The following is an 11,740-nucleotide window of genomic DNA, read 5'->3' as shown; positions in this document are numbered from 1 at the left end:
GGCTCTCACTAAGTTCGTCGGGTGCCTGTGCGTCCTGACGACCTCGACCCGGCCCACTCGCTGCTGTGCGGCGACGACGGCACCGTGCTCGCCCGCCTGATCCTGCGTCACGACGCGGCCGAGGCGGTCCGCCCGGCCGCCGGGGTGCCCGTCGGAAAAGTGGCCGACCAGGTGCGGCGCGACCTGGCGGGGCTGACTCTGGAGACATCCGACGACGGCCTGGTGGCCGCGCTCGGGCTGCCGCTGAGCCGGGCCGCGACCGAGTTGCGGCACGACCTGGCCGAGCTGCCGGCGCCGGTCGCGCTGCCCGACGGTTGGTCGCTGGCCGAGGGCGGCTGGGACGACGACCTGGCCTCGGCCCTGGCCGCGGCGTACGCGCCGGGCCACCCGGACGGCGGCTGGACCGAGAACGACACCGGCCAGGTACGCGCGATGTTCGACAAGGGCGACCCCGTGCCGCCGCTGTCACCGGCATCGGCCCGCCTGGTCGGGCCCGACGGCCGCAGCGCCGGCCACGTGCTGTGTGCCGGCCCGGTGCCCTGGACCGACTACCGCTGCGCGTGGGTGCTCAACCTCGGCGTCGGCCCGCAGGCGCAGGGCCGTGGCTTCGGCTGGGCGTTGCTGGTGCACGCCCTGCGCGGCAGCCACGCGGCCGGCCTCCCGGCGCTCGCGCTCGCGGTGACCGACGGCAACCCGGCCCGCCGGCTCTATGACCGGGCCGGCTTCCAGCCGGTCGCCAGGGTGCTGACGGTGCCGCTGCCCACCGGATAACCTTCCCGGCGTGGAGATCGTGACCCGGGTCGATCGGCCCGACCTCGACGAGATCGCGGCCGAGGTGTTCCGGGAGCGCTGGCCGGAGTTCATCTTCCACGACGACGTACCCAAGAAATATCTTTCTCGGGTCGAGGAGCATTTCGGCGGGTACGACATCGTGGTGCTCGACGGCGGTGCGGTGGTCGCCGGTGGTTGGGGTGTTCCGCTGGCCTGGAACGGCTCGGTCGACGACCTGCCGAGCGGCTACGACGATGCGATGGTCCGCGCGGTCGAGGGCCACGAGGCCGGCACCGCACCGACCGCGCTGAGCTTCATGGCAGCGGCGGTCAGCTCGGCGCACGACCGGCGCGGGCTGGCGACCGTCGTGCTGGCCGAGCTGACCCGCCGCGCCCGCGAAGCCGGCCTGGCCCACGTCATCGCGCCGCTCCGTCCAACGTGGAAACACCGCTACCCGTTGGTGAAGATGGCCGACTACGCCGGCTGGACCCGCGCCGACGGGCTGTCCGTCGACCCGTGGATCCGCACCCACCAACGGATGGGCGCCCGCGTCCTCGGCCCGGCGCCGCGGTCAATGGTGATCGAAGGCACGGTCGCCGAGTGGGAAAGCTGGGCCGACATGCTGTTCCCGGTCACCGGCGACTACGTCGTGCCCGACGCCCTCAACCTGGTCAGCATCGACCGCGAACGCGACCGCGGTGTCTACGTGGAAGAAAACCTCTGGGTCCAGCACGGCTGATCACGCCGCGAGCGTGCCGATCACCGCTGTCGTGCTGTCGAGGGCAAGGAGCTCACCGCTCGCGGGATGGACGACGGTCGGCCGGAAGTCGGGTATGCGGGCGGTGCGCGCACCACTCACCGGATCCCACACCTCCACGCCAGTCGCGGTGGTGGCGAAGAGCCGGCCGCCGTGCGACAGCAGGCGCCCTGTGGGGCCGGCGAACTCGAGGATCACCGCACCCGTCGCCGGGTCGTGGACGGCGGCGCCCGGCAGGAGCGCGGGATCAAGCCAGGTGCCGAGGCCGCGCAGGACGACGTGGTCGCCGCACCACACGATCGGCTCATTCCAGTCGGGCCGGTCGGCCAACCGTCGCCGCGTGGGTCCGTCTTCCGGCTCGCCGGGGTTCGACAGCCAGGCGTCGACGGACCAGACCTGCGGCATGCCCACCGGGGTCCAGACCCAGCCGTCGTCGGCGATCCACCGGCCGTCGGGCGAGACGACGAGCTCACCATGGAAATATCCGTTGTAGGCGCTGGAATCACGAGCGGTGCGCAGCCGACCCGTCGCCGCATCGCTGATGTCGACCCGGTCCCAGTTGGTGCCGTGCACGTAGGCCTCGCCGTCGTCGAGCGCGAGAAAGGCGAACGGGACCCGCTGCGTGCCGGGCCGGTATTCGCCCCGGTCCAGCTCCGCGACGATCCGCCCGGCCGCCAGGTCGACGACGATCCCGTGCCGACCGAAGTCGACCACGACCGCGCAGAACCGCGCGGACGGCGACACGTGCAGCCGCGGTCGGGGTGGCAGCGTCGGGAAATGGCCCTCGGCGGGGACATCGGGCAGCTCGAATCGCACCATCGCCGCCGACGACGGCCGGTCGTCGCTGTGCCATTCGACAACTCCCGACGGGGACAGCAGCAACCACCGGTGTGGCGCCCCCGGGACGGGCGCGATGTCCAGCGGTGCGAACGGCAGCGCCCGCCGGTCGAGAGCGATCGACATCGGCTCGGGACGGTCCAGGACGGCCGGAGTCCCCCGGTAGCCGTCGACGGAGTTGTTGTCGAGGGCGCGCGCCAGGCAGCCCTCGCAGACCACGAGCAGGTCGGGAGTGTCATCGACGCAGGGTTGGCAGGCCAACTCGTATTCGGCGCCGATGCCGGTGAACAACCGGAAATAGTCCTGCTCGGAATCTGGCTCGATCAGGTGCCGGCACACCCGCCGCGACCCGGCCAGGGCGGCGTGCCCACACGGCAACAACTCCATCGAAGAATGATGCGTCACAACCGCTCGGCAAGCACCGGGCGGGTTGTCAGGATGGTGCCGTGGACGAGCGGTCGTTTCTGTTTCTGATCGGCAGCACCCGGCGGGGTGGCAACACCGAGGCGCTGGCCGTCGAGGCGGCCCGGCAACTGCCGGCCGCGGTGCCGCAGCGGTGGCTGCGGCTCGACGAACTGCCGTTGCCCGACTTCATCGACGTGCGGCACAGCGGCGACGGGGTCTACCCGGCGCCGACCGGCAACGGCCGGGTGCTGCTCGACGCGACGCTGGCCGCCACCGATCTCGTCCTGGCCACGCCGCTGCACTGGTACACGATGTCGACCAGCACCAAGCGCTATCTCGACCACTGGTCGGGCTGGCTGCGGGTGCCCGGGGTCGACTTCCGCGACCGGATGCGCGGGCGCGCGCTGTGGGGTGTCAGCGCGGTCAGCAACCTCGACCTCAGCCTCGCCGATCCGCTCGCCGGCACGTTGCGGCTCACCGCCGACTACCTGGGCATGCGGTTCGGCGGCCACCTGCTCGGCTACGCCAACAAGCCCGGCGAGATGCGCGCCGACGCCGACGGGCTGGCGCGGGCCAAGACGTTCTTCAACTGAAGACTAGGAGACGCCGAACTCCTCGCGCAGCGAGCGGACGACCGCGCCGCCCGGGCGGTCGCGCAGCTTGCCGTCGACCGTGACGTCGAAGAGGTCGTCGTAGAACGCGACCAGGCCGCCGATCCCCGCGGCGTCGGGCAGCGGGTCCAGATAGGACCACACGACGTTGGCGCGGTCGCCGGTCGACCAGTAGGACGCCTGGCCCTTGTAGGGGCAGTAGGACACCTGGTCGCTCGCCGTCAGCTCGGCCACGACGTCTTCGCGCGGCAGGTAGAACCGCACCGGCAGGTTGGTCTCGAAGACCAGCACCGGCCGGGTGGTCTCGGCGAGCAGCCGGCCGCCGTCTTCGATCCGCACGTGCCGCGAGCTGGCCCGCGCGTCGACCCGGTGGTAGGGGTCGCGCGGGTGCGCGTGGATCTCCTCGTCTTCCTCGAACCACTGGTCCATGGCGTCGAAGTCGAGCACGACGTGGTCGCGCAGGTCGGCGTCGGTCGGCCGGAACGCGGCCTTCTCGCGCGTCTGGCCGCCGGCCGACACGTCGAACGCCTCGCCGGCCGTGGAGTGCGTGCTGAACGGGATCCCCGGGTGCAGGAACCCCGGGCCGCCCGCCTCGACCGCACCGGCCGACACCAGTGAAGCGCGCAGATCGGCCGCGGGCACCGCGTAGGTCGGGACGATCCGCCGTGGCTCCCACACCAGGACCGGGCTCGTGGTGTCGACGATGGTCTGGCCGCCGAGCGTCGCGCGGACCCGCTTCTCCGTAGGTTCGTGCCGCAGCTCTTTGAAGTGCTGCCCCATCGCGTCGCGCATCCGGGTACTCATCCCACCACCTTGGCGCAGTCAGCTCGCCGGCACCACCCATGGGAACTCGTCGCGGCGCATGTCGGCGGCCACGGACGGGTCCAGGCCGGAGCTCGTCGCCGAGTCGAGCACCATCGAGAACATCGCCTCAGGTGCGTTGTCGGCCAGCGTGCGGCCGTTGACTCCGGAGAAGCCGAAGCTGGCCGGCGTGCCCACCGTGTAGGGCATGACCTCCGGGAAGATCCGGTGCGAGACCAGATAGCCGTAGCCCTCCGGATCGGCCGAGGTGCCGTTGGCCGCGACCACGGCGGCGATCTTCTCGGCGATGTACTTACCGTCGGCGTTGCGGTCCTCCGACGGGTGCCGGTCGTTGGCCGGGTTGGAGAAGTCGGTGTCGGCGGGCCAGAAGATCGGCCACATCATCGGCAGGCCGAACCTGTTGATCTGGCGCCAGCCGCCGGCGTCGGTGGCCAGCTTGGTCGCGCACCAGACGCCGAGCTTGGCACCGGGCCGCAGCCGCGGGTGGTCGTGCGAGACCTCGAGCACGATCGAGTAGACCTGGCTGCCGGCGAAGGTGTTGTTCGGCTTGCCGGAGCGCCACTTCGACAGGTCGACCTTGGTGCCGTCGCGGACCGCCGCGTTGATCACGCCCAGTTCGTCGAGGTCGATGTAGAACGGGTCGTTGATCCTGCCGGCCCAGACGCGGACGTTGCCGGCCTCGGTGACCTCGCCGGTGCGGCCCGTGGCCACCTGCCGGCCGCTGCCGTCGTCACCGCGGGCGTCGGCGCCGGTCAGCTCGTACACCTGAAATGCCTGTTGTCCGTCTGCCATCGGGTCGAACGCCACGCGGTAGGTGAGCTCCTCGAAATCCGCGCCGTCGAAGTGGATCCGGAACTCGTAGCGCGCATCGGAGCTGAAGCCCGGGGTGACGTTGGGCTCCGTGATGTTGGAGTTGACGTCCATCACGAAGTCGGTGCAGCCGTCGCCGCCGAAGACGTAGAGGTCGTCGATGAAAAGCTGGCCGCTCTGCCGCGCCAGCGGGGTGTCGAGATGGTGGGACATGGCGGGGCTCCTTCGCCGCACGGAAGCTTTTGACGTTACCGGCGAAACGGCTACGACCCGGGCGGAACGATCCTTTGGGAAGTTTCACCCATCGATCGCCGGAGCCGCCCGATGTCCCGCTCAGACCTCGTCCATCGACCTTGGCAGCCGGACCGGGGTGAACGCCGCGCCGCCGGCCGGGACCAGCCAGGTCATCGCCTCGACGACCAGCCGGCCGGCCAGCACCGCCGGGTCCTTCGCGTAGAGGGCGCGGGCGGTTTCCAGGTCGGTGGCCAGCACGCAGATGCCGCGCAGCCGCTCGTCGGTCTGGTCGGTGAACGGGCCGGCGACGACCAGCAGGCCCCGGTCGGCGAGGCCGGCCTGGTAGGCGAGGTGGGCGTTTTGGACCGCGGCCGCCGCGTCTTCGGGCAGATCGGGCGCGTCCGGGGCGCGGACCAGCAACACCACGGTGTGGGCATCGAAGCGCATGCGGCGCAGCGTACCCACCCTTGACTTTGTGTTGTAAAGTTCTTTACGTGAGTGAGAGCTTTGTTGACAACGATCAGCCGCCCGGCGATCCGGCCGAGGCGCTCAAGCTGATCGAGGAGCAACGCGCGGCGGTCATGCGCCGCATCTATGTCGACGACCGCTGGTGGTATTGGCCCTGGGGCTTCGCCTGGTTGATCGGCTTCGGGTTGCTGTTCCTGCGATTCGGCCCCGACGACCGGGTCTTCGTGCGGATGCCCGAGTGGTTGCCGGTCGCGGTGCTGGTCGCCCTGCTGGCAGTCGCCAGCGTGATCTCCGCGATGACCGGCACGCGGGCCAGCGGCGCGGTGACCGGCGAGTCGTCGCGACGCGGCGCCTACTACGGCTGGTCCTGGTTCATCGCGTTCGCCGCGGTCACGGTGATCATGGTGCGGATCAGCGACGCGCTTCCCGACAACCTGGTCACCCTCGTTTGGGCCGCGACCACCGTCGGCCTAACCGGCGCGCTGCACATGGCCGGCGGCGCGATCTGGCTCAGCCGCCCGCTGTTCATCCTCGGCGTCTGGATCTCCGTGGTCAACGTCACGGGCGTGCTCGCCGGGCCGGGCTGGCAGTCGCTCATCATGTGCGTCGCGGCCGGCGGCGGCATGATCGTCTTCGGCGCGATCACCAGCCGGTGGAGGCGTGGGCGTCGGGGGTCGGCGTGACCGATACGCCGCTGGATCCCGTGATTCACGCGCAGGCCCGGCTCCGGGTCGTCGCCGCACTGTCCACATTGGGCTCCGGTGACCAGATCGCGTTCCCCCGCCTCCAGGACATCCTCGGCATGACCGCCGGCAACCTCTCGGTGCACCTGCGCAAGCTGGAAGACGCCGGCTACGTCGAGATCACCAAGACCCACCGCGGCCGCACCCCGGTCACCCTGGTCGCGCTGACGCACCGGGGTCGGATGGCCTTCGAGGAATACACCGCCGCCGTACGCGCCTTGCTGCAACCCCCCGACATCAAGGAGAAGACATGATCCTCGCCGAGGCGATCGAGGTCACCCGCAGCTACGGCGACGTCGTCGCGCTCGACCGCGTGTCGCTCCAGGTGACGCGGGGCGAGTTGGTGGGTCTGCTGGGCCCCAATGGCGCCGGCAAGTCGACACTGGCAAACCTCTTGACGGGGGTACGCCGTCCCGACTCGGGCAAGGTCACCCTTTGCGGCGGCGACCCGCGCTCACCGTCCATCCGCCAGGCGCTCGGCGTGACGCCGCAGGAGACCGGTCTGCCGGCCACGCTGCGGGTCGGTGAGGTGGTCGACTTCGTCGGGGCGCACTACCCCTCCCCCGTGCCCCGCGGCGAGTTGCTCGACCAGTTCGGCCTCGCCGACCTGGCGAGGCGGCAGACCGGCGGCTTGTCGGGCGGCCAGAAGCGGCGGCTCGCGATCGCGCTGGCGTTCGTCGGCCGGCCCCGGATCGTGGTGCTCGACGAGCCGACGACGGGCCTCGACGTGCAGTCCCGGCGGGCGTTGTGGGACGCCATCAAGGCCTACCACGCGGGTGGTGGCACGGTGCTGCTCTCCAGCCACTATCTGGAGGAGATCGAGGCGCTGGCCGACCGGGTGGTGGTGCTCGGGCACGGCCGGGTGCTGGCGGATGACACGGTCGCCGCGGTACGCGGCCTGGTCGGCGTACGCCGGGTCAGCTTCGCCCACGACGGCGAGCCACCGTCGCTGCCCGGCGTGGTGGCGGTCGAGGTGCGCGACGGCCGCACCCACCTGCTCACCCCGGATTCGGACCAGCTCGTCCGAGCTCTGGTCGCGTCCTCCGTGGACTTCCGCGAGCTCGAGGTCGCCGCCACCTCGCTGGAGGAGGCCTTCCTCGCGATCACCGCGGCCACTCCCCTTGCCACCGCCGCCTGAGAACGGAGCACCCCTTCCGTGACACTCACCCTGGTCCACGCCCGCTATCAACTCCTCGAAACGATCCGGATCCCGATCGCGCTGATCGGCTCCGCCTTCTTCCCGGCCGCGTCGATGCTCTTCTTCGTCGTCCCGTTCGCGGGCGACGACCCGGTGGCGGCCACCTTCGCCACCGCGTCGATGGTCACCTTCTCGGTGATGGTCAGCAGCCTGTTCACCTACGGCGTGGGCGTTGCCGACGACCGGTCCCAGCCATGGGACGGCTACATGCGCACCCTGGCGGCGGGCGCGGCACCCCGGTTCGCGGGCCGAATCCTGGCCGGCATGGCGATGACGCTGGTGTCGCTGGTGCCGGTCGTCGTGATCGGCGCCCTGTTCACCGCGGCCACGGTCACCGCGGCCGGCTTCCTCCTTGCCCTGGGCACGGTCTTCGTCGGCGCCCTGCCATTCACGTTGATGGGCCTGGCGATCGGGTACGCCCTCCCCCTCAAGGCCGCGCTCGTGGTCTGCCAGGTGATCTTCTTCCCGCTGGCCTTCGGCGGCGGCCTGATGTCGTCGCCGGACCAGGCACCGGGCTTCATCCAGACGATCGCCCCCTACCTACCCACCCGCGGCGCGGTCGAACTGATGTGGGCGGCCGTCGGCGACTACCCGCTGCACCCCAAGTCCCTGATTTTGCTGGCCGTCTGGACGGTCGCGGCTGGGGCGGTCGCGGTCTGGGCCTACCGCCGCGACGAAGGCCGCCGCTTCCGCTGACAAAGCTTGGCGGCGCAGTGCCGCCGCGATAACGGGCGGTGGGTTTGCCACCACTCGTGGCGCGGTCGCTGCGAGGCACGTGGCGCGACACGGGGCGCGGCCACGTGGCGCGACACGGGGCGCGACACGGGGCGCGGCAGGCATGGGGCGGCGCGATTCTTCGCGCCGCCCCGCAGCGTGATGCGCTCCGCACGACGCCGCCGGCAGGCGAACGCCGCACGGCCGGCCCGGACCTCGCAACGCCAGGTCGGACCGCGCAACGCCAGGCCGCGCCGCACTCCGGCCCCGACCTCGCAACGCCAGGTCGGACCGCGCAACGCCAGGCCGCGCCGCACTTCGCCCCCGACCTCGCAACGCCAGGTCGGACCGCGCAACGCCAGGCCGCGCCGCACTCCGGCCCCGACCTCGCAACGCCAGGTCGGACCGCGCAACGCCAGGCCGCGCCGCACTCCGCCCCACACGCCAGGAAGAACGTCGGCGTCAGGGTGTCGCCAGGGCCTCCGTCGGGGACAGGCGGGCTGCGCGGATCGCCGGGTAGAGGCCGGCCAGGCCGCCGATCACGACGGTCGCGGCGAACCCGCCGGCAGACGCCCAGGCCGGCACCACCGCCGGCCAGGACTGGTAGCCGGCATAGCTCGTGGTGACCGCGACGCCGAGCAGCACCCCGCCCACGCCGCCAAGGGCCGACAGCAACAACGACTCGGTCAGAAACTGAAGGCGGATCTGCCCGCGGGTGGCCCCCAGCGCACGGCGCAGCCCGATCTCGGACCGGCGTTCCAGCACCGAGATGACCATCGTGTTGGCCACCCCGATCCCGCCCACGAGCAGGGCCACCGCACCCAAGCCCAGCAGCAGCCCGCTCAGCGTGACATCGGCGGCCCGGCTCGCGGCCAGCGCGTCCGACGGCCGCGAGACGCTGACGTCACCAGGAGCCGACGGGTTGGCCGTCGCGGCGAGGACACTGTGGACAGCCTCGACCTGGGCATCCGCTGACCTGGTGTAGACGGTGGTCGGCCGGCCATCGAACCCAAACCGGCCGGCCGCGACCTTCCAGCCGATCAACACCGTCGTGTCGAGCTCGCGGGCCAGCGGCACCGGCGCCAGCACCCCGACCACCGTGAATCGCTCGCTGCCGACCAGGATCTGGGTCAGCGGGCTGGGCCGCCCGATGCCGAGCCGCTCCGCGGCCTCGGCGCCCAACACCGCCGCCGGATAGCGGCTGGTCGCGCCGTTGAGCCAGGTACCGGCACGCATAGCAGCGCCGACCGTCGACGGCAGGGTCAGCCGGGCCGCCCGCACCGACAGGCCGTTGGTCTCCACCCGGGGGATCCGGTCCGACCGGTAGACCTTCGCGCCGGAGACCGCTCCCGTCGCCGAGACCGCGGTGACCGGACCGATCCGCGCGATCATCGCCTCGGACGAGGCCGGCAGCTTCGCCTCGGAACCCGCGACGGTCTGGCCCGGCGAGACGGTGAGCAGGTTGGTGCCGAGCGCGGCGAGTTGGCGGTCGAGTTGCTCGCGCGACGAGCTCGAGATGCCGACCACCGCCACCATGGCCGCGATGCCGATCGCGATGCCCAGCGCTGACAACAACGCCCGGTTCGGCCGGGTACGCAGCCCCGCCGCACCCACCCGCACCACATCCCGCAACGCCAGCCGGGCGGGCCGTGGCGCCGTGCTCACCACGCCGGCACCGACGAGACGACCAGGCCGTCCCGCATCCGCACCTGCCGGTCGAGCCCGACCGCGACGTCCCGATCGTGGGTGATCACCACGACCGTGGTGCCGGCCGCATTGAGTTCCCGTAGCAACGCCAACACGCCCTGACCCGACGCGGTGTCGAGGTTGCCGGTCGGCTCGTCAGCGAGCAGCAGCGCGGGCGAGCCGATCACGGCCCGCGCGATCGCGACCCGCTGCCGCTCGCCACCGGACAGCTCGTGCGGGGCGTGGTCGAGCCGGTGACCGAGACCGACCCGCTCGAGCGCGGCCCGCGCTCGACGAGCACGATCCCGAGGGGGTACGCCCGCGTAGAGCAGACCGTCGGCCACGTTGTCGAGCGCCGGCGTCCCCGCGGCCAGATGGAACTGCTGGAACACGAAGCCGACCCGGGTGGCGCGCAGCGCCGACAGCTGCCGGTCCGACAGCCGCGACACGTCGTGCCCGTCGACGACCACCCGCCCGGTGGTGGGCCGGTCGAGGGTGCCGAGCAGGTGCAGCATCGTCGACTTGCCCGAACCGGACGGGCCGACGACCGCGACCAGTTCGCCGGCGTCGATGGTCAGGGTGACGCCGGCCAGGGCGCGGACGTCGCCGGGATAGACCTTGGTCACGTCGGTCAGCGAGATCATCGGGGCATCCCCACGGTCAGGCCTTCCCGGAGCCCGGCACCGGAAATCTCCACCCGGCCGTTGGCGAACAGCCCGGTCGTCACCGCGACGTAGCGGGTCGACGAGCCCTCCACCACCTCGACGCCGTAGCCGCCCTCGGCCAGCGCCACCAGGGCCGCGATCGGCACGGTGAGCACGTCGGGGCGGTCGGCCGCGGTGAACACCACGTCGACCACGGCCGCCGAGATGCCGGCCGCCGCACCCGGGTCGGCCAGCGCGACGACCGCCTCGATCCTGGTCTCCGGTTCGGCGCTCGGGTCGGGCGGCGGCACGACCACCGTGTAGACCCGACCCACCCGGCCGGCCACCTGCTTGCCGTCGGGCAGCGTGATCCGCACCGCGGTGCCCGTGCGGGCCAACCGCTGGCGTGACACGTCGAGCTGGACGGTCACCACCCGGTCGGTCCCGGTGTAGCGCAGCACTTCCTCCGCCCCGCCGGTCGACTGGTTGACGCTGGCCGTCACCGAGTCGACCCGGATGCGGCCCGGCGCGAACACCACCCGACCCTGCTCGATCCGGCCGGTGCGGGGCAGCCCCAACGAGCGCTGCCACCGGCGCACCGCGATTGCCGTCGCGGCCGTAAAGCGACGGTCCACAGTGAACCCCCGATAGCCCAGCGCCGCGAGGTTGGTTTCGAGCTGCCGGACATCGGTGCCGACATCGCCCGGCCCGAGCGACCGGTAGGCCGCTACCCCGCCCGACAGCAGCACGATCGGCGCGTCGTCGACCCGGTAGATCGGCTGTCCCCGGCCGAGCACGGCGCCGGCCAGCGGCAGCGCGGTGACCACCCCTGGCACCCGGCCGGCCAGCATCGTCGTGCCGCCGTAGCCCAGGGATCCGGTGACCGCCTCGGTGTCCTGGAGGGTCTGCCGGGTGACCTGCGCGGTTTCCGGCGGCAGGACGGCGCCGGTCGGCGCGGCAGCGCCGCCACCGTTCCCGAAGCCGACCGTCGCCCAGGCGGCCGCGCCCACGGTCACCGCCGCACCGACCGCCACGACGGC

14 protein-coding genes are annotated in these 11,740 nt (G+C 72.0%); 7 read left to right on the top strand and 7 right to left on the bottom strand.

Annotation, left to right across the window (positions count from 1 at the left end):
• Positions 1–21: 21 nt before the first annotated feature.
• Both DFJ67_RS22525 and DFJ67_RS22520 read left to right on the top strand, forming a co-directional pair.
• On the top strand, positions 22–771 hold the full coding sequence (locus DFJ67_RS22525; RefSeq protein ID WP_116069806.1) for a GNAT family N-acetyltransferase: 750 nt from the start codon (positions 22–24) through the stop codon (positions 769–771).
• Between the two features lie 10 nt (positions 772–781).
• Positions 782–1,510, top strand: a complete 729-nt coding sequence (locus DFJ67_RS22520; protein WP_116069805.1) for a hypothetical protein — start codon at positions 782–784, stop codon at positions 1,508–1,510.
• Here the strand turns inward: DFJ67_RS22520 and DFJ67_RS22515 are convergent, their stop codons facing one another.
• Entirely contained in the window at positions 1,511–2,752 is a 1,242-nt protein-coding gene (locus tag DFJ67_RS22515; RefSeq protein WP_116069804.1) for a hypothetical protein, read from the bottom strand.
• A gap of 59 nt (positions 2,753–2,811) precedes the next feature.
• Here DFJ67_RS22515 and DFJ67_RS22510 point away from each other — a divergent pair, with 59 nt between their 5' ends.
• A complete protein-coding gene (locus tag DFJ67_RS22510) occupies positions 2,812–3,363 on the top strand; it encodes a flavodoxin family protein (RefSeq protein ID WP_116069803.1) in 552 nt (183 codons plus the stop codon).
• A 3-nt stretch (positions 3,364–3,366) separates the two neighbouring features.
• On the opposite strand, the gene DFJ67_RS22505 is transcribed toward DFJ67_RS22510, so the two are convergent.
• From DFJ67_RS22505 to DFJ67_RS22495, 3 genes are all read right to left on the bottom strand, one after another.
• Entirely contained in the window at positions 3,367–4,185 is an 819-nt protein-coding gene (locus DFJ67_RS22505) for a DUF427 domain-containing protein (RefSeq protein ID WP_116069802.1), read from the bottom strand.
• Between the two features lie 18 nt (positions 4,186–4,203).
• Positions 4,204–5,226 carry a DUF4331 family protein gene (locus DFJ67_RS22500; RefSeq protein WP_116069801.1) on the bottom strand — a complete coding sequence of 341 codons (1,023 nt, stop codon included), beginning with the start codon at positions 5,224–5,226 and terminating at the stop codon, positions 4,204–4,206.
• A 120-nt stretch (positions 5,227–5,346) separates the two neighbouring features.
• On the bottom strand, positions 5,347–5,694 hold the full coding sequence (locus tag DFJ67_RS22495; protein WP_116069800.1) for a YciI family protein: 348 nt from the start codon (positions 5,692–5,694) through the stop codon (positions 5,347–5,349).
• Positions 5,695–5,741: 47 nt separating this feature from the next.
• Between DFJ67_RS22495 and DFJ67_RS22490 the strand changes: the two genes are divergently transcribed.
• Genes DFJ67_RS22490 through DFJ67_RS22475 form a run of 4 tightly spaced genes read left to right on the top strand, consistent with a single transcriptional unit; the run spans position 5,742 to position 8,352 of the window.
• Positions 5,742–6,398 carry a transporter gene (locus DFJ67_RS22490; RefSeq protein WP_116069799.1) on the top strand — a complete coding sequence of 219 codons (657 nt, stop codon included), beginning with the start codon at positions 5,742–5,744 and terminating at the stop codon, positions 6,396–6,398.
• Positions 6,395–6,712 carry a winged helix-turn-helix domain-containing protein gene (locus tag DFJ67_RS22485; RefSeq protein WP_116076558.1) on the top strand — a complete coding sequence of 106 codons (318 nt, stop codon included), beginning with the start codon at positions 6,395–6,397 and terminating at the stop codon, positions 6,710–6,712. The genes DFJ67_RS22490 and DFJ67_RS22485 overlap by 4 nt, the downstream gene beginning before the upstream one ends.
• Positions 6,709–7,596, top strand: coding sequence for an ABC transporter ATP-binding protein (locus DFJ67_RS22480; RefSeq protein WP_116069798.1), 888 nt, complete (start codon positions 6,709–6,711; stop codon positions 7,594–7,596). Before DFJ67_RS22485 ends, DFJ67_RS22480 begins: the two co-directional genes overlap by 4 nt.
• A gap of 18 nt (positions 7,597–7,614) precedes the next feature.
• Entirely contained in the window at positions 7,615–8,352 is a 738-nt protein-coding gene (locus DFJ67_RS22475) for an ABC transporter permease (protein WP_116069797.1), read from the top strand.
• A gap of 480 nt (positions 8,353–8,832) precedes the next feature.
• On the opposite strand, the gene DFJ67_RS22470 is transcribed toward DFJ67_RS22475, so the two are convergent.
• From DFJ67_RS22470 to DFJ67_RS22460, 3 genes are read right to left on the bottom strand one after another with little or no spacing between them, the layout of a single operon-like run.
• Complete coding sequence (locus tag DFJ67_RS22470) at positions 8,833–10,038, bottom strand: ABC transporter permease (RefSeq protein ID WP_116069796.1); 1,206 nt, start codon at positions 10,036–10,038, stop codon at positions 8,833–8,835.
• Positions 10,032–10,700 (bottom strand): ABC transporter ATP-binding protein, encoded by a 669-nt coding sequence (locus DFJ67_RS22465; protein WP_116069795.1) that lies wholly within the window; start codon positions 10,698–10,700, stop codon positions 10,032–10,034. The genes DFJ67_RS22470 and DFJ67_RS22465 overlap by 7 nt, the downstream gene beginning before the upstream one ends.
• On the bottom strand, positions 10,697–11,716 hold the full coding sequence (locus tag DFJ67_RS22460; protein WP_244940436.1) for a peptidoglycan-binding protein: 1,020 nt from the start codon (positions 11,714–11,716) through the stop codon (positions 10,697–10,699). Before DFJ67_RS22460 ends, DFJ67_RS22465 begins: the two co-directional genes overlap by 4 nt.
• Positions 11,717–11,740: the final 24 nt, after the last annotated feature.

This window comes from Asanoa ferruginea (genome assembly GCF_003387075.1).
GTDB lineage: Bacteria > Actinomycetota > Actinomycetes > Mycobacteriales > Micromonosporaceae > Asanoa > Asanoa ferruginea.
The sequence above is the reverse complement of the archived record's forward strand: the minus strand, read 5'-3'. Positions and strand labels throughout refer to the sequence as shown.

Bases quoted from the DNA above. Each gene is read 5' to 3' on its own strand.
- DFJ67_RS22505 (WP_116069802.1), bottom strand. From the start codon at position 4,185: ATGAGTACCCGGATGCGCGACGCGATGGGGCAGCACTTCAAAGAGCTG.
- DFJ67_RS22465 (WP_116069795.1), bottom strand. From the start codon at position 10,700: ATGATCTCGCTGACCGACGTGACCAAGGTCTATCCCGGCGACGTCCGC.
- DFJ67_RS22495 (WP_116069800.1), bottom strand. From the start codon at position 5,694: ATGCGCTTCGATGCCCACACCGTGGTGTTGCTGGTCCGCGCCCCGGAC.
- DFJ67_RS22480 (WP_116069798.1), top strand. From the start codon at position 6,709: ATGATCCTCGCCGAGGCGATCGAGGTCACCCGCAGCTACGGCGACGTC.
- DFJ67_RS22500 (WP_116069801.1), bottom strand. From the start codon at position 5,226: ATGTCCCACCATCTCGACACCCCGCTGGCGCGGCAGAGCGGCCAGCTT.
- DFJ67_RS22515 (WP_116069804.1), bottom strand. From the start codon at position 2,752: ATGGAGTTGTTGCCGTGTGGGCACGCCGCCCTGGCCGGGTCGCGGCGG.